Origin of the sequence: Massilia sp. UYP32 (genome assembly GCF_050434365.1) — a bacterium.
GTDB lineage: Bacteria > Pseudomonadota > Gammaproteobacteria > Burkholderiales > Burkholderiaceae_D > Telluria > Telluria timonae.
Genome location: NZ_JBNDIK010000006.1, coordinates 90,409 through 112,437, shown reverse-complemented (window position 1 = coordinate 112,437; position 22,029 = coordinate 90,409). Strand labels below are relative to the sequence as shown.

Here is a 22,029-nt window from a genome sequence, read left to right as displayed (position 1 = left end):
AAAGGTCTATGATGCCTCTTGCTGCAAAACACCTCAAAAGGGAAAGCATAATATGAGCCAGAGCAATCCTCTGTCGCTGCACGTACCGGAGCCTACCGGCCGCCCGGGCTGCAAGACCGATTTTTCGTTTCTCCAGGTGAGCGCTGCCGGTTCGGTCCGGCGTCCACCGATCGATGTCGCTCCATTGGAGACAAGCGACATCGCCCAACAACTGATCCGCGTGCTCGACGAGCACGGCAACGCCGTCGGCCCCTGGGCCGAGGAACCCGACCGCGAGCTGCTGCGCTTCGGCTTGCGCACCATGATGAAGACCCGCATCTTCGACGCGCGCATGGTGATCGCCCAGCGCCAGAAGAAGATGTCGTTCTACATGGTCTCGCTCGGCGAAGAGGCGATCGGCACCGCCCACGCCCTCGCCCTGCGCGACGGCGACATGAATTTCCCGACCTACCGCCAGCAAAGCCTGTTGATGGCGCGCCAGGTACCGCTGGTCGACATGATCTGCCAGCTGCTGTCCAACGAGCGCGATCCGCTCAAGGGCCGCCAGCTGCCCGTGATGTATTCGGTGCGCGAGGCCGGCTTCTTCACCATTTCCGGCAACCTCGCCACCCAGTACCCGCAAGCGGTGGGCTGGGCCATGGCGTCAAGCATCAAGGGCGACACGAAAATAGCGTCGGCCTGGATCGGCGACGGCGCCACCGCCGAATCCGATTTCTCGACCGCCCTCACCTTTGCCCATGTGTACCGCGCGCCGGTCATCCTCAACGTGGTCAACAACCAGTGGGCGATCTCGAGCTTCCAGGCGATCGCCGGCGGCGAGAGCGTGACCTTCGCCACCCGCGGCATCGGCAGCGGCATCGCCTCGCTGCGCGTGGACGGCAACGACTTCCTGGCCGTGCTGTCGGCCTCGCGCTGGGCCGCCGAAAGAGCGCGCAGCAATCTCGGTCCGACCCTGATCGAATGGGTCACCTACCGCGGCGGCCCGCACTCGACCTCGGACGATCCATCGCGCTACCGTCCGGCCGACGACTATGCCCGCTTCCCGCTGGGCGACCCGATCGCGCGCCTGCGCCAGTACCTGACGAATCTGGGCTGGTGGTCGGATGCCGAGCACGAGGCCGTGCACGCCGAGCTCGAAGCCGAAGTGCTGGCCGCGCAGAAGGAAGCCGAAAGCCACGGCACCCTGGGCGACGAGCGCGCGCCGAGCGCCGCGACCATGTTCGAGGACGTTTATAAAGACATGCCGGAGCACCTGCGCCGTCAGCGTCAGCAGTTGGGAGTATGAGGATGGCACGAGACGATCAACCCAAGGACATCGCATCGATGTCGATGACCATGATCCAGGCCCTGCGTTCGGCCATGGACGTGATGATGGAACGCGACGACAACGTCGTGGTGTATGGCCAGGACGTCGGCTACTTTGGCGGCGTGTTCCGCGTCACCGACGGGCTGCAAGCAAAGTACGGCAAGTCGCGCGTGTTCGACGCGCCGATCTCGGAAGGCGGCATCGTCGGCACCGCGGTCGGCATGGCCGCCTATGGCCTGCGCCCGGTGGTCGAGATCCAGTTCGCCGACTATTTTTATCCGGCGACCGACCAGATCGTGTCCGAGGCGGCGCGCCTGCGCTATCGCTCGGCCGGCGAATTCACGGCGTCGATGGTGATCCGCATGCCCTGCGGCGGCGGCATCTACGGCGGCCAGACCCACAGCCAGAGCCCCGAAGCCTTCTTCACCCACGTGTGCGGCCTGCGCACCGTGATGCCCTCGAACCCGTACGACGCCAAGGGCCTGCTGATCGCCTCGATCGAGAACGACGATCCGGTGATCTTCCTGGAACCGAAACGTCTTTACAATGGGCCGTTCGACGGCCACCACGACCGTCCGGTCGTGCCCTGGTCCGGCCATCCGAAGGGCGAAGTCCCAACGGGCTACTACACCGTCGACCTGGATAAAGCTGCCATCGTCCGCCCCGGCAATGACGTCACCGTGCTGGCCTACGGCACCATGGTCTGGGTCGCCGAAGCGGCGGCGCGCGAGTCCGGCGTCGATGCCGAGGTGATCGACCTGCGCAGCATCTGGCCGCTCGACTTGGGCACCATCGTCGCCTCGGTCAAGAAGACCGGCCGCTGCGTGATCGTACACGAAGCGACGCAGACCAGCGGCTTCGGCGCCGAACTGGCGGCGCTGGTGCAAGAGCACTGCTTCTACCAGCTCGAAGCGCCGATCGGGCGCGTCGCCGGCTGGGACACCCCGTATCCGCATGCGCAGGAATGGGCTTATTTCCCGGGTCCCGACCGTGTCGGCGCGGCCCTGAAACGCGTGATGGAGGGTTGATCCGATGGGTATTCACGTCATCAAGATGCCCGACCTCGGCGAAGGCATCGCCGAAGTCGAAGTGGTGGCCTGGCACGTCCAACCAGGCGACGTCGTAAAAGAAGACCAGGTGCTGGCCGACGTCATGACCGACAAGGCGACGGTCGAGATCCCGTCGCCGGTCGCGGGCACCATCACGAGCCTGGGCGGCGCGATCGGCCAGTCGCTCGCCGTTGGCGCGGAACTGATCCGCCTCGAGGTCGACGGCGCCGGCAACCTGAAGGACAAGGGCGCGCCCAGGGCCGGCCAGGAACCGGTCACCGCCGCCGCCGCCGCCGCGCCAGCCGAAGAAGTGGCCGAGCCGCAGCTCGAAGCCGTGGCGGCCAACGAAGCATCGGGGTCCGCCTCTGCTCCTGTCTCTGCCCCGGCCTCCCGGCCGGCGCCGGTTTCCAGGAGCGCGCCGCTACTGCGCGCCGAGGGCGACAAACCGCTGGCCGCGCCGGCCGTGCGCCAGCGCGCCTGGGACCTGGGCGTCGAGCTGCAGTTCGTGGCCGGCAGCGGCCCGGCGGGCCGCATCACCCACGCCGACCTCGACGCCCACGTGGCCGGCCACCGCGGCGGCGCGGCCAATGGCGGCCCCGATGAACGCTACGCCGAGCAGCATGGCGAACATGCGACGCAAGTGATTGGCCTGCGCCGCAAGATCGCGGAGAAGATGCAGGAAGCCAAGCGCAACATCCCGCACTTCACCTATGTGGAAGAAGTCGACGTCACCGAACTCGAAGCGCTGCGCCTGCAGCTCAACGCCCGCTACGGGGCGGAGCGCGGCAAACTCACCCTGCTGCCGCTGCTGATGCGCGCCGTGGTGCTGGCCCTGCGCGAGTTCCCGATGATGAGCGCGCGCTACGACGACGAGCACAATCTGCTCACCACCTATGACGCAGCCCATATCGGCATCGCGGCCCAGACCGACAACGGCCTGATGGTGCCGGTGGTGCGCCACGCCGAGTCGCGCGACCCGTGGTCGAGCGCGGCCGAGATCGCGCGCCTGGCCGACGCCGCCCGCAATGGCAAGGCCACGCGCGACGAACTCACCGGCTCCACCATCACCATCACCAGCCTGGGCGCCCTGGGCGGCATCGTCACCACGCCGGTGATCAATCGCCCCGAAGTCGCCATCGTCGGCGTCAACCGCATCGTCGACCGACCGGTGATCAGGGATGGCGCCATGGTGGCGCGCAAGATGATGAACCTGTCGTCCTCGTTCGACCACCGCGTGATCGACGGCATGGTCGCGGCCCAGTTCGTGCAGGCGATCCGCGGCTACCTCGAGTTCCCTGCAACCCTGTTCGTGGAGTGAGCCGATGGAGACGATCAACACGACATTATTGATCATCGGCGGCGGTCCCGGCGGCTACGTGGCCGGCATCCGCGCCGGCCAGCTGGGCATCCCGGCCATCGTGGTCGAGGGCGCGAACCCCGGCGGCACCTGCCTGAACGTCGGCTGCATCCCGTCGAAGGCGCTGATCCACGCCGCCGACGAGTTCCACAAGGCCGCCACCTACGCGGCCCAGGAGTCGCCGCTCGGGATCACCGTGGACAGCGCCAGGATCGACCTGGCGCGCACCGTGGCCTGGAAGGACGGCATCGTCAAGCGCCTGACCGGCGGCGTCGGCGCCCTGCTGAAGAAACAGGGCGTGCGCGTGGTGCACGGCTGGGCGCGGGTCCTGGACGGCAAGACCGTCGAAGTCGAGGCCGACGGCCAGGAAACGGTGCGCATCCGCTGCGAACACCTGCTGCTGGCCAGCGGTTCGCAGGCGGTCGAGCTGCCGTTCATGCCGTTCGGTGGGCCGGTGATCTCCTCCACCGAGGCGTTGGCCCAGGACAGTGTGCCGCGCCGCCTGGTGGTGGTCGGCGCCGGCTACATCGGTCTCGAGCTGGGCACGGCCTACCGCAAGCTGGGCAGCCAGGTGACGGTGGTCGAAGCGGCCGAGCGCATCCTGCCGGCCTACGACGCCGACCTGGTCAAGCCGGTGGCGAGGTCGCTCGAACGACTCGGGGTCGAGCTGCGCCTGGCGACCTCGGTGCTGGGGATGGAGGGCGAACGGGTGAAAGTGCGCGACGCATCCGGCGTCGAGGCCTACCTGGAAGCCGACAAGGTGCTGGTGGCCGTCGGCCGCAAGCCGGCGACCACCGGCTGGGGCCTCGAAAACCTGATGCTCGACATGGCGGGCCGCGCCATCAAGGTCGACGAGCAATGCCGCACGTCGATGCGCAATGTGTGGGCGATCGGCGACCTCACCGGCGAGCCGATGCTGGCCCACCGCGCCATGGCCCAGGGCGAGATGGTGGCCGAGATCATCGCCGGCAAGCGCCGCTGGTTCCAGCCGGCGGCGATTCCGGCGGTGTGCTACACCGACCCGGAGATCGTCGTGGCCGGCATGTCGCCATCCGAGGCGCAAGCCGCCGGCATCGACGCCATCCAGGCCAGCTTCCCGTTCAGCGCCAACGGCCGCGCGATGACGATCGAGGGCACGGACGGCTTCGTGCGCGTGGTCGCGCGCAAGGACAACCACCTGATCCTCGGCTGGCAGGCGGTGGGCGTCGGCGTGTCGGAGCTGGCGGCCGGCTTCACCCAGTCGATCGAGCTGGGCGCCCAGCTGGAAGACGTCGCGCGCACGATCCACGCCCATCCGACCCTGGGCGAAGCGGTGCAGGAAGCCGCGCTGCGCGCGCTCGGCCACGCCCTGCACATCTGAACCGGCGCGCCGCCCCGCTCGGGGCGGCGTTCATGCTCAGGCCGGCCGGACGCGCCTGCGCGGCGGCGCGGCCAGGGCCGTGCCCAGGCGCAGCGCCGTCTCGACCGCGCGCTCGATCGGCGGCTGGTAGCCGTCCTCGATCCAGCGCAGGGCGATGTGGATCACCCCGCCGATCACCCCCGCCTGCAGCAACTCATCGTTCGCGGCGCTCGAGCCCAGCAGGCGCGCGACGTCGCGGCCGATGGCGCGCAGCGAGGCGTCGAACGCCTGGTCCACGGCGCGGCTCACGCCCCGGATCTCGACCAGGAACACGCGCGCCGACTGCGGTTCGCGCTGCAGGGCCGCGAAATAGGCGTGCAGCATGGCGCGCGAACGCCCCACCCGGCCGCGCCCGGCGGCTTCGCCGGCGCGCAGGATCTCGCCCAGCACCGCGTAAGTGACGGTGTTGTAGGAATCGATCAGCAGCGCTTCGCTGTTGGCGAAGGACTCGTAGAAATAACGTTCGGTCAGGCCGGCCGCCTCGCAGACCGCCTTCACCGTCGCCTGGTGGTAGCCGCGCTCGCCGTAGACGGCGATCGCGCCCTCGATCAGGCGGGCGCGGCGCTCGGCGCGGCGCTGCTCCTGCGACTGGCCGCGGTAGGACCGCGTCAGCGCGGGCATATTGGAAAGCTCGTGGTTCATCGCCACATTTTGACACAAACTTGCCGAAAGTTATCAAAAAGCGACGAATGTCGGTAAGCGCGCCGCCCGACGGCGCGAGGCGGCCATGGCGTTGTGCCGAACGACCGCTGCTGCGCACCTGACGCATCCAGCCGACTAACCGCGCCGCGCCGTCCCCTGGTCGTACTCGTCATCGTCGGCATCGGCCGCGCCTGCCTCAGTCTGGCCCGCAGTCTGAAGCGTCCCCGCAGGACCCGACTGGCGGTTGGCCCCACCCTGGAAGCCCTGGTCGGACTGTTCGTCGTTCGAACCACCCGCCAGCAGGTCGTCGGTGCGGCCGGCCTGACTGCCCTGGCTGCCTTGTTGCATTGCGCCATCGCCCTGGCGCTGGGCCGGATCCTTGCGCTCGGCGCTGGCGCCGACCTCGCCGGTCGCGCCGGCGCCCATCGTCGCCGCGCTGGTGGTGCCGTCGGTCACCTGATCCCAGCTGCGTCCCTTCACATCCTTGCTTTCGTTGTGCGTCGACATGGCGATCTCCTCATGTTCAATCATGTCGGCCCATCTTAGCCGGTGGGCTCGTGACGGCAATAGGCGGGCGACCTCGCAGCCTGTAGGACTGGGCGTGCAACTGTTCCGATACGGATTGGTCACAAATTGATGCTGCACGGCAACACGCATCCGATTATTGCGATACACTATTGGTTTCGGCATCTCGATTGATGCTTGTTATGCATCGGCCCCGCCTCCGTCTCGCTTCACGCGAGCGGCTCGACGGTCGCGCCGCCAACCACGAAAGACTGATCCAGTGAAGAACCTGAAGATAGGCGCCCGCCTGGGGCTTGCCTTTGCCGTCGTGCTTGCCCTGCTATTGGCCATGGCCGCCACTTCGCTTACCCGCATGCAGACGGCCGGCGACCTGACCTACCGCCTCGTCAATACCAGCACCAAGAACCAGCAGACGGTGTCCGAATGGCGCAAGGCGGTCGAGGTCAATGACGCCCTGATCGACGCCGTCTACCATGCGGGCGACGTTGGCGTGGTCGCGCAACTCGCGCCGCGCCTGCGCGACAACGTGCGCCGGGCCGAAGCCCTGCAAGCCGACGTCGACGCCAACCTGCTCAACATGAAGGTGCGCGTCTTCCTGGACCGCGCCAAGGAACTGCGCGGCGCCTATGACGGCGCCCGCGACGCCGTGCTCGAAGCCAAGCTGTCGGGCGACCCGGCCCGCCTCGAACAGGCCTATAACGCCCAGTTCGTGCCGCGCGCCCGGGCCTTCGAAGCCGCGCTGGAAGAGTTCGCCAACCGCCAGAGCACCGCCACCGGCGCGGTCGGCACCACCATCCTGACCTCCTACGCCGAGACCCGCATCATCCTGCTGGTGCTCGCCGTGGCCGCGATCATCCTCGGCGCCGGCTTCGCCTGGTTCATCACCCGTTCGATCACGGCGCCGCTGCGCCAGGCGGTCGAGGTGGCCGAGCGCGTGGCCGACGGCGACCTCGGCAGCCGGGTCGACGCGCAGGGCCGCGACGAGGTGGCGCAGCTGATGGAGGCGCTGGGCCGCATGAACGCCAACCTGGCCGCCATCGTCGGCCAGGTGCGCGACGGCAGCGCGGCGATCGCGCAGGCGTCCGGCGAAATCGCGAGCGGCAACCAGGACCTGTCGAGCCGCACCGAGCAGCAGGCCGGTTCGCTCGAGGAAACCGCGGCCTCGATGGAGGAACTCACCTCCACCGTGCGCCAGAACACCGAACACGCGCGCCGCGCCAATGGCCTGGCCGCCAGCGCCGCCGGCGTCGCCGGCGAAGGCGGCAAGATGGTCGACGAGGTGGTCGGCACCATGGGCCGCATCGACGCGTCGTCGCAGCGCATCGTCGACATCATCGGCGTGATCGACGGCATCGCCTTCCAGACCAATATCCTGGCCCTGAACGCGGCGGTCGAGGCGGCCCGCGCCGGTGAACAGGGGCGCGGGTTCGCGGTCGTCGCCGGCGAGGTGCGCACCCTGGCCCACCGCTCGGCGGCCGCCGCCAAGGAAATCAAGGGCCTGATCGACGACTCGGTGCATCAGGTCCAGCAAGGCACGCAGCAGGTGGCGCGCGCCGGCGCCACCATGGGGCAGATCGTGGACGGCATCCGCCAGGTGACCGTGATCATGGGCGAGATCGCCGCCGCCAGCGAGGAACAGAGCGCCGGCATCGAGCAGGTCAATACCGCCATCGCCGAAATGGACCGGGTGACCCAGCAGAATGCCGCCCTGGTCGAACAGGCGGCCGCCGCGGCCGATGCGATGCGCGACCAGGCGGCGCAGCTGTCGGCCGTGGTCGGCACTTTCCGCCTCGGAAACGGTGACGCCGCCAGGACCGCGCCGCGACAGCGGCAGGAGCGCGCCGCGCTGCCGGCACTCAGCTGACCAGCCGGGTACACGCAATTGCAACGTCGGAAATCCCGTATGTTGCAAATTTGCCGCACAGCAATTGCTTTGCTGGATTTGCGGGTTATACTGAGGGCCTTCGATCTGGCGCCGCATGTGGGCTTCCTCACGGGAGCGCATGCGGGGCGCCAGTCCGGCCTGGCCGCGTGCGCGGTCAGCCTGGATCCCTAAGCCGCCTGGAAACTACCCTCGTGAAAAAACTCAATATCGGCGCCCGCCTGGGCATCGGCTTTGCCATCGTTCTCGTGCTCTTGCTCGCCATGAGCGCCACCGCCCTGACGCGCATGCAGTCGGCGGCCGACCTGACCGACCGCCTGGTCAATACCAGCATCAAGAACCAGCGCAGCGTCGCCGAATGGCGCCGCAACATCGAGATCAACAGCGCCATCAACGAGACCGTCTATTACGCGGTCGACGCCGGCATCCTCGACGTGATCGGCCCGCGCCGCCAGGCGATCACCAGCCGCTCCAACGTGCTGCAAAAGGAGATCGAAGAGTCGCTGCGCAATCCCGCCGTGCGCGAGCAGTTCATGCTCGTCAAGGAACAGCGCCTGGCGTATATGGCCGCGCGCGACGCCCTGTTCCAGGCCAAGCGCGCAGGCGACCAGGCCCGTCTCGACGCGATCTACCGCGAGCAGCTGAGCCCGCGCACCGTGTCCTACCTGGCCACGGTCGACAAGTTCGCCGCCATGCAGATCAGCGCCGCCGACGGCGTCGCCCAGTCGATCCTGGCCTCCTATGCCAGCACCCGCGTGATCCTGTTCACGCTGGGTGGCGCGGCCCTGCTGCTGGGCGCCGCCTGCGCCTGGTTCATCAGCCGCTCGATCACGGCGCCGCTGCGCGAGGCGCTCGATGTGGCCGAACGCGTGGCCGGCGGCGACCTGACCAGCCAATTCAGCCGCCAGGCGCTCGAGCGCGGCGACGAGGTCGGCCAGCTGATGGCGGCGCTGTCGCGCATGAACGCCAGCCTGGCCGCCATCGTCGGCCAGGTGCGCGACGGCACCGCCACCATCGCCACCGCTTCCGGCGAAATCGCGAGCGGCAACCAGGACCTCTCGAGCCGCACCGAGCAGCAGGCCGGCTCGCTGGAAGAAACCGCGGCCTCGATGGAAGAACTCACCTCGACCGTACGCCAGAACACCGAACACGCGCGCCGCGCCAACGGCCTGGCCGCCAACGCCGCCGGCGTGGCCGGCGAAGGCGGCAAGATGGTGGCCGACGTGGTCGGCACCATGGGCCGCATCGACGCCGCGTCGCAGCGCATCGTCGACATCATCGGCGTCATCGACGGCATCGCCTTCCAGACCAATATCCTGGCCCTGAACGCGGCGGTCGAGGCGGCCCGCGCCGGCGAGCAAGGCCGCGGCTTCGCGGTCGTCGCCGGCGAGGTGCGCACCCTCGCCCATCGCTCGGCCGCCGCCGCCAAGGAAATCAAGAGCCTGATCGACGATTCGGTGAGCCAGGTCCAGCAGGGCACGCAACAGGTGGCGCGCGCCGGCGCCACCATGGAACAGATCGTCCACAGCATCGAGCAAGTAACCGTGATCATGGGCGAGATCGCCGCTGCCAGCGAGGAACAGAGCGCCGGCATCGAACAGGTCAATACCGCCATCGTCGAGATGGACCGGGTGACCCAGCAGAACGCGGCCCTGGTCGAAGAGGCGGCGGCGGCCGCCGATGCGATGCGCGACCAGGCGGCGCAGCTGTCGGCCGTGGTCGGCACCTTCCGCCTGGAGCAAGGCGCCGCCGCGGCGCCGCATGCCCGCCGCGCCGCGCCTGCCGCGCGTCCCGTCCTGGCAGCCTGACTGGGCCGGCGGTCTGTCCGCGGCGCTGCCGGGGCCGACCGCGCGATGCAGCCCACGCAAGACTGTCCGGCGCATTCCGTTGGCTTCTTGACCAGACCCCCGACAGGCGAGCGTTGCATTCTCGTCGCATTCTGTTCAATATCTCTTTCCGGGCCTATTGCCTGTAATCATGTGCTGCTAGACTGGCAGACTTTGCATCCTCTGTCGCAATTTTATTTGCCAAAATAGAACAATTGAGGATGGCTTACCCAGGACGGGTGAGTATCGGTCCAGACAGGGAGTTTTACATGAAAGCAAAGCAGGTCCGACCAGCCCGGAAGCTGCTGGTCGCGGCGGTATCCGGCATCGTCTGCAGCATCGCTCACGCACAGCAGGTCCCCCCCAATCAAAATGACGATTCGGCCGTGCCGGAGGTCGTGGTCACCGCCCAGCGCACCGCCGCGCTGGCGTCGCGCACCCCGGTCGCGGTCAGCGTCGTCAGCGGCGAACAGCTGCGCGACCTCGGCGCCATCAGCCCGGCCGATATCGGCCCGCGCCTGCCGAACGTGCACATCGACCAGGCCTTCTCGGGCCTGCGCGTGACGATCCGCGGCATCAGCAACAACGACACCACTGACAAGGGCGACCCGTCGGCCGCCTTCATGCTCGACGGCGTCTATATCGCCCGCCCGGCCGGCCAGAGCGCCAACCTGCTCGACGTCGACCGCATCGAAGTGCTGCGCGGCCCGCAGGGCACGCTGTACGGCCGCAATACCACCGCCGGCCTGGTCAACGTGATCTCGAATGCGCCGACCGACCGCCTGGAAGGCGCGCTCGGCCTCGAGGCCGGCACCTACGGCAGGCGCAAGGTCGACGGCGTGATCAACGTTCCCGTCAACGATGCGCTGTCGCTGCGCGCCGCGGTCAGCCAGATGCGCCAGGATCCGTTCCTGAAGAACGGCCAGGGCACGCCGCACCGCCCCGGGATGGACCGCGACGAACGCGATGCGCGCCTGAGCGCCAGGCTCCAGCTCAACCGCGACGCCACCCTGGTGATGCGCTACGACCATGGCGAGACCGAGGGCAATAACGACCGCATGGTCCCCGACACCAACTTCTTCACCGGCGTGGCCAGCGGCCGGCCGGTCTGGCGCGACAGCACCACCGACGAGCGGCTGACGAACAGCTTCCGCCCGCCGAACATGACGCCGGTGCAGGGCTGGCACGACCGCCGCGCACGCGGCCTGTCGGCCGACCTGAGCTGGAACCTGGGTCCGGCCACCGTGTATTACCTGGGTTCGCACCGCAAGCTCGACCAGGCGATCCGCCAGAACTACTATTACCGCGTTGCCCCGACCGTCGCCCTCGGCGTGGTCAACGACTACGACGGCCACAACGAACAGGATTCGCACGAGCTGCGCGTCGCCACCAATGGCAGCGGTCCGCTCAGCGCCCAGGCCGGCCTGTACTACTTCAGCGAAGACTCGAACACCTCGTATGCGTTCCAGGGCCTGCGGCCGGTCGGTTTGCCGCCGTATTACTCCTTCCCGCTGCACACCCGGGCGGAAAGCCGCGCCGTGTTCGGCCAGCTGACCTGGCGCGTGCTGGACGCGCTGCGCCTGACCGCCGGCGCGCGCCGCACCGAGGACGACAAGGACCGCGTCGGCTCGACCGACTTCCAGCAGGGACCGGTGTTCAATCCGGCCACCGACCGCCGCCTGCCGAACGCCGCCGCGCTGTCCACCGCGCGCACCACCTGGCGCCTGGGCGTCGAAGTCGACCTGGCGCCGACCACGCTGCTGTACGGCAGCCTGGCGACCGGCTACAAGGCCGGCGGCTTCAACGACGGCTGCGTGGCCGGCGCCGACGTTGGCGGCGTCGCCTGCCCGGCCGCCGCCGCGGTCGATCCGGATTACCTGTATTACCAGCCCGAGGAATTGCGCGCCTGGGAGGCCGGCCTCAAGTCGCGCCTGCTGGACGGGCGCCTCAGCTTCAATGCCGCCGCCTTCTACTACGACTACACCAACCTGCAGCTGAGCAGCAATGCGATCGTCTCGGGCGCGCCGCGCCTCCTGACCGGCAATGCCGGCCAGGCCCGCTCGCGCGGCCTGGAACTCGACGGCGAGCTGCGGGTCGGGGCCAACGGCCGCCTGCGCTACGGCGCCACCTTCCTCGACGCCCATTACGCCGTCTACAGGCCGACCGCCGGCGTGTCCTGGGCCGGCCGCAAGCTGGACCGCACGCCGAGCCACGTCTACACCCTGGGCTACGAGCACCGCTTCCAGGCCCTGGGCGGGCAGTTGCATGCCGGCGTGTTCGCGCGCCGCAGCGCCGAATACGCGATCACGATCCCGAGCAACCTGCTGGAATACCGTATACCGGCCCACACCACGACCGACGCCACCCTGCGCTACCAGCCGATGGCCGCGAACTGGAGCCTGCTGGCGCGCGTGCGCAATCTCGAGAACTCGGTGCGGCCGTCGCTGATCGACAGCTTCGGGATGGCCACGCCGACCGCGCCGCGCACCGCCGACCTGCGCCTGGATTGGCGATTCTGACCCGGGGCCGCGTTCCGACGCTTCCCACCGCCGCACCAGGAGACCGTATGCACCGCGATGCACCCCATCCGCCGTCCCCGTCCATGCGGGCCGACCCGCCCGCCGATCTCGCCGTCGCCGGCATGCTGGCCGGGGCCGAAGGTCCGCACCAGCTGGCCGAGCGCATCGCCGCGGTCAATCGCGAGCTGGCGCGCTGGGACAGCAACGGCGCCCTGGCGCACTGGGAACCGGGGCCCGGCCTCGATCCGCGCGCCGGGGCGGCGCTGAAGGATTACCTGGGCGCCTGCCTGGCCCTGCCCGGGTGGGCCGAGCCGGCGCGCATCGCGCGCGCGGAAAGCCTGTTCATGGACATGAGCATGCTGTCCTGCACCCTGCTGTTCTGCGCCAGCCTGCCCGAATGCTACGTGCTGCCCGACCTGTCGGCGGTGCTGCACGCGGCCGGCCAGCTCGAGGCGCACACCGACTACCGGGTGCGCTCCACCGCCGCCATGATCTTCCCCGTCATGCTCGCCGGCGGGCTGACCGGCCGCGAGGGCGCCGGCGTGGCCCAGGCGCTGAAGGTCAGGCTGATCCACGCCACCATCCGCCACCTGATCCTGCGCGGCTCGCCCGACGACTCGCTCGGCGCCGGCCCCGTGCGCCCGCTGCTCCCCGCCGGCGGCGGCATCTATCACACGCTGTATGCCCACGGCTGGGACACCGCGCGCAACGGCCTGCCGTGCAACCAGGAAGAGCTGGCCTACACCCTGCTGACCTTCCACTATGTGTTCCTGCGCAGCCTGCGCAAGCTGGGCCTGGGCCTGGAGCGCCAGGACGAAGAAGACTACCTGCATGCCTGGAACGTCCTGGGTCACATGCTCGGCATCGAGCGCTCCCTGATGCCCGACACCATGGCACAGGCGCAGCAGGCGTTCCTCGACATCCAGGCGCGCGGACGCGAGCTGGCGCGCGCGCCGGATCCGCGCCCGGCGCTGGCGGCGGCGCTGATGCGCGCGATGGAGGACGAAATCCCCCTGCGCCTGTTCAAGCCCTTCCCGACCCTGCTCACGCGCCACCTGTGCGGGCGCGACGCCAGCGCCGACCTCGGCTTGAACCGGCGCCAGCCGCTGTTGTCGCGGCTCGTGTTCACGGCTGGCCTGGGCCTGGTGCGCGCCGTCGACGCCCTCGTGCGCCTGGCCGTGCCCGGCTTCTCGATCAGTCGCATGCTCACGCGCACCTTCGGCTACCGCCTGGTGACCCGCTTCCTGATGGACCAGACCCGGCCCCTGCGCCTGCCCGACGCGCTGCTGGGGAGGCTGAACGACGCGCTCGGCCAGTGGCGCCACGACCCGCGCGCGCCGCGCTGGCTGAACCGGCTCGAAGCCAGGCTCGCCGGGCACCGCGCCGCGCCGGCGGCGGGCGCTGGCGCAGACGCGGACAAACGGGCGGCCTGAGCATGCGCGCGCTGTCCATCTTCCTCGGCCTGGCGCTCTGCCTCTTCCTGTGCGCCGGCGCCGGCGCTGCCGGCGCCGGCGCGGCGATCCTGGCCGCCGACACGCCGGCGGTCGAAGGCTGGCCCGCGGCCAGCCTGCTGCGCGACCCCGGCAAGGCCCTGGACGCGGCCGCCGTCCTGGCCGCGCCGGAGCGCTTCACCGCGCCCGACAAGGCGTACGCCACCCTGGGCCTGAATCCGGCGCCGAGCTGGATCCGGATTCCTTTCCGGGTCGCGCCGGATGCGCCTTCGGCCTGGGTGGTCGAGTTCGATGTCGCCGTGATCGAACACCTCGACGTCTATCTGGTCGAAGGCGGGGAGCCGAGAAAGCTGGCCGCCGCCGGCCGCCGCCAGGACATGGAAGGGACGCTCAAGGGCCGGGTGCCGGCCGTCGCCCTCAAGCTCGTCCCGGGCCAGGAGTACACGCTGCTGGTGCGGATCGAATCGCGTGGCCCCAAGCTGCTGCCGGTGACCTTCTATCACGAGGACGCCTTCCACCGCGCCTCGCTCAAAGGAGCAGATGCTGCAAGGGCTGCTGTTCGGCATCGCCGCCTGCCTGGTCGTCTACAGCCTGGGCCAGTGGGCCACCCTGCGCGACGCGCTGTTCCTCAAATATGCCTTGTTCATCGGCGGCCTGACCGTCTACCTCGCGAGCTGGTACGGGACCGCCGAGCAGTTCCTGTGGCGCGAGCACCTGTGGTTCAGCGCGCACATGATGGGAATCGCGTCGATGATCGGTTCGGTCGGGGCCTACCTGTTCGTCGAGCAGATCATGGCCCGGCCCGGCAAGGACCGCATCTTCAGGATCATCATGCGCAGCGGGGCGGCGATCTGCGCGGTGACCGGCGTGGGGTGGGCCTTCGACTGGATCAGCTACCTTCCGATGATCTTCATCACCACGACCATCGGCGCGGTCCCGATGCTTCTCGGCGTGCCGGCGGCATTCCGCCGCATGCGCCAGCGCGACGCGATCGGCGCCTATTTCCTCATCAGCTGGGTGGCCAGCTACGGCGGCACGATCACGCAGACCCTGATCGCCGCCGGCGAGGTGCCGGTCAATTTCTGGACCGCTCACGCGCTGCAGTTCGGGATCACCTTCGACATGCTGGTCTTCATGCGCATCCTGAGCCTGCGCGCCAAGGCGCTGCGCGAGGCCATGCAGCGCGCCGAGACCGAAGCGCGCATGAAGTCCGAATTCCTGGCCAATATGAGCCACGAGATCCGCACCCCGATGAACGCCATCATCGGCATGAGCCGGCTGGCCCTGATGGCCGATCCGAACCCCAGGCTGCGCAACTACGTCTCCAAGATCCTGGGCGCCGGCGAACACCTGCTGGGCATCATCAACGACATCCTCGACCATTCGAAGATCGCGGCCGGCAAGATGTCGGTGGAGGCGGCGCCGTTCTCGCTCGACGAGATGCTCGAGCAGCTGTCGAACCTGATCGGAGTGAAAACCGACGCCAAGGGCATCGAACTGGTGTTTCGGGTCGGGCCGGGCGTGCCGCAACGGCTGGTGGGCGATCCGCTGCGCCTGGGCCAGGTGCTGATCAACCTGACCGGCAACGCGGTCAAGTTCACCGAACGCGGCGAAATCGTGGTCGCGGTCGAAGTCCGCCCGGGCGCGGCGGGCGACGGCCGGGTCATGCTGGCGTTCTCGGTCAGCGACACCGGCATCGGCATGACCGCCGGCCAGCTAGAACACCTGTTCGACTCCTTCACCCAGGCCGACAGCTCGACCACCCGCAAGTATGGCGGCACCGGGCTGGGCCTGTCGATCTCGCGCCAGCTGGTCGAGCTGATGGGAGGGCGGATCTCGGTCCAGAGCACGCCCGGCGCCGGCAGCTGCTTCACCTTCACGGTCGCCCTCGGACTCGACGACGGCCAGGGCGACGCCGGCGCGTTGCGCCCGGCGATCCTGACCGACCTGCGCGCGCTGGTGGTCGACGACAGCGCCAGCGCGCGCGCCGCGCTGTGCGAGATGCTGGACACCTTCGGCGCGCAGGCCGACAGCGCCGCCTCGGGCGAGGAGTGCCTGCGCATGCTCGCCGCGGCCCAGGCCGAAGGACGCCCCTACCAGATCGTGCTGATGGATTACCTGATGCCCCACCTCGATGGCGTCGCCACCATCCGCCGCATCCCCGCCTGCGTGGCCGGGGCCACGCCGCCGGCGATCCTGATGGTGTCGGCCGTCGGCCGCGAGGCGGTGCTGGAGACCGCCGGGGAACTGCCGGTCGACGCCTTCCTCAACAAGCCGGTCGGCCCGGCGCTGCTGTACCACAGCATGCTGCAGGTGCTGCATCCGCACGCCGCGCCAGCGCCGGACGGCGTCGACGACGGCGCCGATGAGCGTATGCCGCCGCACATCATGGCCGACCTGCCGCGCCTGGACGGCGCGCGCATCCTGCTGGCCGAGGACAATGCGAACAACCGCGAGGTAGCGCTCGACTTCATGGCGGCGGCGCGCATGCAGGTCGACGTCGCCTTCAATGGCGTGGAGGCGGTGCGCATGGCGCGCGAGGGGGACTACGACCTGGTGCTGATGGACATCCAGATGCCGGAGCTGGACGGCCACGCCGCCGCGCGCGCGATCCGCCAGGATCCCCGCCTGCGCGCGCTGCCGATCGTGGCCATGACGGCGCACGCCATGGCCAGCGACCGCGAGCAAAGCCGCCTGGCCGGCATGAACGACCACGTGACCAAGCCGATCGACCCCGACCTGCTGTTCTGCACCCTGCTCAAGTGGATCGACCCGGCCCGCCTCGTCGGCCGCCCCATCGCGCACGTTCCACAGGCGGCGCCGGCTCTGCCCGCGACCACCGCGCGCGCCCTGCCGGCGGTGCCTGGAATCGACTGGGGCCTGGCCCTGGACAACGTCGACGGCCAGCGCAGCCGGCTCGAGAAACGCGCCGGCAGTTTCGTGCGCGAGTACGGCAATGCGCCCGAGATCCTGCGCGAGGCGCTGAACGGCGGCGACCATGCGCGCATGCAGTCGCTGGCGCACAACCTCAAGTCGAGCGCGGCCTATATCGGCGCCTTCGCGCTGTCCGCCGCCGCCGGCCGCCTCGACCAGGACCTGCGCGCCGGACTGCATGAACGGATCGGAGTCCAGGTGCCGGCGCTGATCGCCGCCGCCGAACCGGTGCTGGCCGGCCTGGCCCAGGTGGCGACGGCCGGCCGGCCGCAGCCGGCCGATCCGCAGGCGCTGGCGGAGGTGTGCGCCCGCCTCGAAGCCTGGCTGCGCGCCGACGACGCCCGGGCGGAGGACGCGCTCGATCAGCTCGAGGCGCTGCTGGCCGGCGGCCCCTATGCGCAGGACCTGGCGCCGCTGCGGCGCGCGATCGACGAGGTGGAATACGGCGCCGCGCTGGCGCCGCTGGCGCGCCTGGCGGGGCAGCTCGCGCCCCGCACCGGGAGCCGCGCCTGAGGCCCCGGCCGCGCGCCGGCCACGGGCACGGTACCGGGTCGCGCTACCGCGCGCCGCGGCGCGCCGGCCCGGGGTTGCATTATCACTGTCCACGGCAGAGCCTTCCTGCTAGACTGCCGGGCGGTTCGCCCGCCGCCTCTACCGAAAGATCCATGACCTCCACGTCATCCGCCGCCCACTGCCCGGTCCCTGGCGCCGTCCCGCGCCTGGCGTTGACGCTCGCGCTCTTGTTCACCCTCCTGCTGCTCTGCGTGCGGCCGGCGCCGGCGGCGCCGCTGCAACTGGCGCGCGACGCCCAGGTGATCGAGGCCTGGACCGCCGTGGCCGTCCTGCACGACCCGGACAGCCGCCTGGACGCGGCGGCCGCGCTGGCGGCGCCGCAGCGCTTCGAGCGGCCGCGCACCGCCCGTGCCAGCCTGGGCATGCTGCCCGGGACCACCTGGCTGCGCATCCCGGTGACGGTGCCGCAGGACGCCACCAATGGCTGGGTGCTGCAGGTCGACTACGCGCTGCTCGACGAACTGGACGTCTACCTGGCCCGCCCGGAGGGCCTGGAAAAGGTCGCCAGCCTGGGCCGCATGCAGGCGCCATCCGGCGAATCGCTCGCCGGCCGGGTGCCCGGCGCCCTGCTGCGCCTCACGCCAGGCAACGACTACACGGTCTTGTTGCGCGTGCGCTCGGTGGGCCCCAAGATCCTGCCGATCACCTTCATGCAGCCGCACGCCGTGCTGCCCGAGGCGCTGGGCGAGCAAATCCTGCAAGGGATGCTGCTGGGCCTGCGCATCACCCTGTTTCTGTACGCGATCGGCCAATGGATCACGCTGCGCGACCACCTGTTCGGCAAGTACGCGCTGCTGGCGGCCGGGGTCACCGTGTACTCGGCCGCCTGGTTCGGCATCGCCGGCCAGTACGTCTGGCCCGGCAACGCCTGGCTGCTCGAACACGGGGCCGGCCTCGCCTCGATCCTGGCGTCATGCGGCGCCTACCTGTTCGTCGAGCAGTCGCTGGCCCGCCCCGGGCGCGACCGCATCTTCAGTGTGCTGATGAAGACGCTGGCGGCGCTGTGCGTGGTGACGGCGCTCGGCTTCGGCTTCGGCCTGATCAGCCATCGCTACCTGGTCATGATCGTCGGCACGCTCGGCATCATGCCGATGCTGCTCGGCCTGCCCGGCGCCTTCCGCCGCGCACGCAACGGCGACATGGTCGGCACCTATTTCCTGATCGGCTGGGCCGGCGCCTTCGCCTGCGCCTTGATCACCGCCCTGCTGATCAACGGCAGGCTGCCGGCCAACTTCTGGACCATGCACGCGCTGGTGTTCGGCAGCACCTTCGACATGCTGGTCTTCATGCGCATCCTGGGCCTGCGCACCAAGGCGATCCGGGAAGCGATGCTGCGCGCCGAAGCCAGCACCCGCATGAAGTCCGAATTCCTGGCCAATATGAGCCATGAGATCCGCACCCCGATGAACGCGATCATCGGCATGAGCCGGCTGGCCCTGATGAGCGAGCCGGCGCCCGCCTTGCGCAACTACCTGGGCAAGATCCTCGGCGCGGGCGAACACCTGATGGGCATCATCAACGACATCCTCGACTTCTCGCGCATCGAGGCCGGCAAACTGCACCTCGAGGAAGTGCAGTTCGACCTGGACGAGCTGCTCGAACACCTGTCCAGCCTCACCGCGGTGAAGGCCGAGGCCAAGGGCCTCGAACTCGTGTTCCGGGTCGGGCCGGGCGTGCCGACGCAACTGGTCGGCGACCCGCTGCGCCTGGGCCAGGTCCTGATCAACCTGACCGGCAACGCCGTCAAGTTCACCGAGCATGGCGAGATCGTGGTGGCGGTCGAGGCGGTCAAGACCGTGGCCGGACGCGTGACGCTGGCGTTCTCGGTCAGCGACACCGGCATCGGCATGACCGAGGAAGCCATCGGGCGCCTGTTCCAGTCGTTCAGCCAGGCCGACAGCTCGACCACCCGCAAGTATGGCGGCACCGGGCTTGGCCTGTCGATCTCGCGCCAGCTGGTGGAACTCATGGGTGGCGACATCGCGGTGCGCAGCGCGCCGCGCAAGGGCAGCCGCTTCACCTTCAGCGTGCCGCTCGGGATCGCCGACGGCCAGGCGACCGCCGCCGCCTCCACCGTGCGCCAGGCCCTGCTGCAGGACGTGCGCGCGCTGGTGGTGGACGACAGCGCCAGCGCCCGCGGCGCGCTGTCCGAGATGCTGGCCGGCCTCGGCATGCGCGCCGACGCCGCGGCCTCGGGCGAGGATTGCCTGGCGTTGCTGGGCCGCGCCGAGGCCGCCGGCCAGCCCTACCAGGTCGTGCTGATGGACTACCTGATGCCGGGGCTGGACGGGATGGAGACGATCCGCCGCATCCGCCGCTGTGCGCAAGAACACGGGCACGACTGCCCGCCGCCCGCGATCCTGATGATCTCGGCCTGCACCCGCGAGACCGTGATGGAAGAGGAAGGCGAACTGCCGGTCGACGCCTTCCTGCACAAGCCGGTCGGTCCCGCCCTGCTCTATCACAGCCTGCTGCAAGCCCTGCACCCGCAGCTCGGCCCCTTCGAACCTATGGAAAAATATTTGCCGGCCATGGCCGACCTGCCGCGCCTGGACGGCGCCCGCATCCTGCTCGCCGAGGACAATGCCAACAACCGCGAGGTGGCGCTCGAGTTCATGGCCGCCGCCCGCATGCAGGTGGACGTCGCCTTCAACGGCGTGGAGGCGGTGCGCATGGCGCGCGCCGGCGACTACGACCTGGTGCTGATGGACATCCAGATGCCCGAGATGGACGGCCTCACGGCCACCCGCGAGATCCGCCTCGACGCGCGCCTGCGCGAACTGCCGGTCGTGGCGATGACGGCGCATGCGCTGGCCAGCGACCGCGCATTGAGCCGGCTGGCCGGCATGAACGACCACGTGACCAAGCCGATCGATCCCGACCTGCTGTTCTGCACCCTGCTCAAGTGGATCGATCCGGCGCGCCTCGAGGGACGCCCGGCGCCCGAGGGCAGCCAGGGCGCCGCCGCGCCGCAGGCCGCGCGCCGGGAGCCGGACCCCGCTGCGGCGGCGCTGCCGGCGGTGCCCGGCATCGACTGGCGCCTGGCCCTGGACAAGGTCGACGGCCAGCGCCGCCGCCTGGAAAAGCGCGCCGGCAGCTTCGTGCGGGAATACGCCGCCGCGCCGCGCATCCTGCGCGACGCGCTGGCGGCCGGCGACCACCCGCGCCTGCAGGCGCTGGCGCACAACCTGAAGTCGAGCGCGGCCTACGTCGGCGCCTTCGAACTGGCCGGCGCCGCCAGCCGGCTCGAGCAGGACCTGCGCGCCGGCCAGCTGGAACGGGTCGGCACCCAGGTGCCGGCGCTGGTGACGGCCGCCGAATCGGTGCTGGCGGGCCTGGCCCAGCTGGCCGCCGCCACCCTGCCGAAACCGAGCGATCCCGAGGCGCTGGCGGCCGTCATCGCGCGCCTCGACCGCCACCTGCGCAATGACGACGCGCGCGCCGAGGACGCGCTGGCGCAGCTCGAGGCCCTGCTCGCGGTGAGCGTCGACCCGAACCTGTACGACGCCGCGCTCGATGGCGTGCGGCGCGCGGTCGCCGATATCGAGTATGCTGCCGCGTTGGCGCCGCTGTCCGCGCTGGCGACGCAACTCGACCTCAGTCATAGCCTGAGCCCCAGCCTCAGCCTCGAAAGCAGCCGATGAACGTAGTGGAGACGCAGAAAGTCCTGGTGGCGGACGACGACGCCATCAACCGCGAAGTGCTGGGCGAATTGCTCAAGCCCGAATACACGGTGCTGCTGGCCCGTAACGGCGCCCAGACCCTGGAGCGCGCCGCGCGCCACCTGCCCGACCTGATCCTGCTGGACGTGATGATGCCCGACATGGACGGCTACGCCGTGCTGCGCAGCCTGCGCGACGACCCGCGGACGGCCCAGATCTCGGTGATCTTCATTTCGGGCCTCGACCGCCCCGAAGACGAGGCCAACGGCCTCAAGATGGGCGCCTCGGACTATATCGTCAAGCCCTTCAACCAGACCGTGGTGATGGCGCGCGTGGCGCTGCACCTGCAGGTGGTGCGCCAGCGCCGCATGCTGGAACGGCTGGCGAACATCGACGGCCTGACCGAACTGGCCAACCGGCGCCGCTTCGACGAGATGTACAACCTCGAATGGCAGCGCGCGCGGCGCTCGAGCCGGCCGCTGTCGCTGGCCCTGCTCGACATCGACGCCTTCAAGCAGTTCAACGACCGCTACGGCCACCCGGCCGGCGACCGCGCGCTGCGCTCGGTGGCGCGGGTGGCCGGCGCCGCCATGCGCCGCCCGGGCGACCTGGCGGCGCGCTACGGCGGCGAGGAATTGCTGCTCCTGATGCCCGACACCGACACGCTCGACGCGCGCCGGGTGGCCGAAGGGGTGCGCGAGGCGGTGGCCGCCCTGAACATCGCGCACGAGGCGTCGAGCGTGGCGCCGCTGCTGACGGTGAGCATCGGCGGCGCCACGGTCGATCCGGACAGCGACGAACAGCAAGCCGAGCTGTTCGAGGCGGCCGATGCCGAGCTGTACCGCGCCAAGCAGAACGGTCGCAACCAGGTCTGGTGGCGCGACGGCGGCGCCGCCGTCTGAAG

At 69.8% G+C, this 22,029-nt stretch carries 13 protein-coding genes and 1 pseudogene; 12 read left to right on the top strand and 2 right to left on the bottom strand.

Annotated features, from left to right (window positions below; translation table 11 throughout):
* The first annotated feature begins 52 nt into the window (after positions 1–52).
* Genes ABIB42_RS06445 through lpdA form a run of 4 tightly spaced genes read left to right on the top strand, consistent with a single transcriptional unit; the run spans position 53 to position 5,072 of the window.
* Positions 53–1,285: a 3-methyl-2-oxobutanoate dehydrogenase (2-methylpropanoyl-transferring) subunit alpha gene (locus ABIB42_RS06445; RefSeq protein ID WP_005670714.1), complete on the top strand. Its 1,233-nt coding sequence runs from the start codon at positions 53–55 to the stop codon at positions 1,283–1,285.
* 38 nt (positions 1,286–1,323) lie between these two features.
* Entirely contained in the window at positions 1,324–2,334 is a 1,011-nt protein-coding gene (locus ABIB42_RS06440; protein ID WP_005670712.1) for an alpha-ketoacid dehydrogenase subunit beta, read from the top strand.
* 4 nt (positions 2,335–2,338) lie between these two features.
* Positions 2,339–3,673 carry a dihydrolipoamide acetyltransferase family protein gene (locus tag ABIB42_RS06435; RefSeq protein WP_429248092.1) on the top strand — a complete coding sequence of 445 codons (1,335 nt, stop codon included), beginning with the start codon at positions 2,339–2,341 and terminating at the stop codon, positions 3,671–3,673.
* Between the two features lie 4 nt (positions 3,674–3,677).
* Positions 3,678–5,072 (top strand): dihydrolipoyl dehydrogenase, encoded by a 1,395-nt coding sequence (gene lpdA / locus ABIB42_RS06430; protein WP_429248091.1) that lies wholly within the window; start codon positions 3,678–3,680, stop codon positions 5,070–5,072.
* 36 nt (positions 5,073–5,108) lie between these two features.
* On the opposite strand, the gene ABIB42_RS06425 is transcribed toward lpdA, so the two are convergent.
* Together ABIB42_RS06425 and ABIB42_RS06420 are read right to left on the bottom strand one after the other, a co-directional pair.
* Positions 5,109–5,753, bottom strand: a complete 645-nt coding sequence (locus ABIB42_RS06425) for a TetR/AcrR family transcriptional regulator (protein WP_429248090.1) — start codon at positions 5,751–5,753, stop codon at positions 5,109–5,111.
* A 135-nt stretch (positions 5,754–5,888) separates the two neighbouring features.
* Positions 5,889–6,260, bottom strand: coding sequence for a hypothetical protein (locus ABIB42_RS06420; protein WP_005670705.1), 372 nt, complete (start codon positions 6,258–6,260; stop codon positions 5,889–5,891).
* A gap of 277 nt (positions 6,261–6,537) precedes the next feature.
* Between ABIB42_RS06420 and ABIB42_RS06415 the strand changes: the two genes are divergently transcribed.
* From ABIB42_RS06415 to ABIB42_RS06380, 8 genes and pseudogenes are all read left to right on the top strand, one after another.
* Positions 6,538–8,142 (top strand): methyl-accepting chemotaxis protein, encoded by a 1,605-nt coding sequence (locus ABIB42_RS06415; protein WP_219864166.1) that lies wholly within the window; start codon positions 6,538–6,540, stop codon positions 8,140–8,142.
* Between the two features lie 212 nt (positions 8,143–8,354).
* Positions 8,355–9,968 carry a methyl-accepting chemotaxis protein gene (locus ABIB42_RS06410; RefSeq protein WP_184236076.1) on the top strand — a complete coding sequence of 538 codons (1,614 nt, stop codon included), beginning with the start codon at positions 8,355–8,357 and terminating at the stop codon, positions 9,966–9,968.
* 287 nt (positions 9,969–10,255) lie between these two features.
* The gene (locus ABIB42_RS06405; RefSeq protein WP_429248089.1) at positions 10,256–12,505 is read left to right on the top strand and encodes a TonB-dependent receptor; all 2,250 of its coding nucleotides are present in this window, start codon (positions 10,256–10,258) and stop codon (positions 12,503–12,505) included.
* Between the two features lie 47 nt (positions 12,506–12,552).
* Positions 12,553–13,938: an oxygenase MpaB family protein gene (locus ABIB42_RS06400; RefSeq protein WP_429248088.1), complete on the top strand. Its 1,386-nt coding sequence runs from the start codon at positions 12,553–12,555 to the stop codon at positions 13,936–13,938.
* 2 nt (positions 13,939–13,940) lie between these two features.
* Positions 13,941–14,396 (top strand): annotated as a pseudogene (locus ABIB42_RS06395) (7TMR-DISMED2 domain-containing protein); the annotation flags it as partial.
* 100 nt (positions 14,397–14,496) lie between these two features.
* Positions 14,497–17,403, top strand: coding sequence for a response regulator (locus ABIB42_RS06390; RefSeq protein WP_429248087.1), 2,907 nt, complete (start codon positions 14,497–14,499; stop codon positions 17,401–17,403).
* A gap of 152 nt (positions 17,404–17,555) precedes the next feature.
* Complete coding sequence (locus ABIB42_RS06385) at positions 17,556–21,107, top strand: response regulator (protein ID WP_429248086.1); 3,552 nt, start codon at positions 17,556–17,558, stop codon at positions 21,105–21,107.
* A complete protein-coding gene (locus tag ABIB42_RS06380) occupies positions 21,104–22,027 on the top strand; it encodes a diguanylate cyclase domain-containing protein (protein ID WP_005670689.1) in 924 nt (307 codons plus the stop codon). The genes ABIB42_RS06385 and ABIB42_RS06380 overlap by 4 nt, the downstream gene beginning before the upstream one ends.
* Positions 22,028–22,029 lie beyond the last annotated feature (2 nt).

Excerpts from the sequence above, each read along its gene's own strand:
- ABIB42_RS06440 (WP_005670712.1), top strand. The coding sequence starts at position 1,324 with ATGTCGATGACCATGATCCAGGCCCTGCGTTCGGCCATGGACGTGATG.
- ABIB42_RS06435 (WP_429248092.1), top strand. The coding sequence starts at position 2,339 with ATGGGTATTCACGTCATCAAGATGCCCGACCTCGGCGAAGGCATCGCC.
- ABIB42_RS06385 (WP_429248086.1), top strand. The coding sequence starts at position 17,556 with ATGACCTCCACGTCATCCGCCGCCCACTGCCCGGTCCCTGGCGCCGTC.
- ABIB42_RS06400 (WP_429248088.1), top strand. The coding sequence starts at position 12,553 with ATGCACCGCGATGCACCCCATCCGCCGTCCCCGTCCATGCGGGCCGAC.
- ABIB42_RS06405 (WP_429248089.1), top strand. The coding sequence starts at position 10,256 with ATGAAAGCAAAGCAGGTCCGACCAGCCCGGAAGCTGCTGGTCGCGGCG.
- ABIB42_RS06445 (WP_005670714.1), top strand. The coding sequence starts at position 53 with ATGAGCCAGAGCAATCCTCTGTCGCTGCACGTACCGGAGCCTACCGGC.
- ABIB42_RS06380 (WP_005670689.1), top strand. The coding sequence starts at position 21,104 with ATGAACGTAGTGGAGACGCAGAAAGTCCTGGTGGCGGACGACGACGCC.
- ABIB42_RS06425 (WP_429248090.1), bottom strand. The coding sequence starts at position 5,753 with ATGAACCACGAGCTTTCCAATATGCCCGCGCTGACGCGGTCCTACCGC.
- lpdA (WP_429248091.1), top strand. The coding sequence starts at position 3,678 with ATGGAGACGATCAACACGACATTATTGATCATCGGCGGCGGTCCCGGC.
- ABIB42_RS06420 (WP_005670705.1), bottom strand. The coding sequence starts at position 6,260 with ATGTCGACGCACAACGAAAGCAAGGATGTGAAGGGACGCAGCTGGGAT.
- ABIB42_RS06390 (WP_429248087.1), top strand. The coding sequence starts at position 14,497 with ATGCTGCAAGGGCTGCTGTTCGGCATCGCCGCCTGCCTGGTCGTCTAC.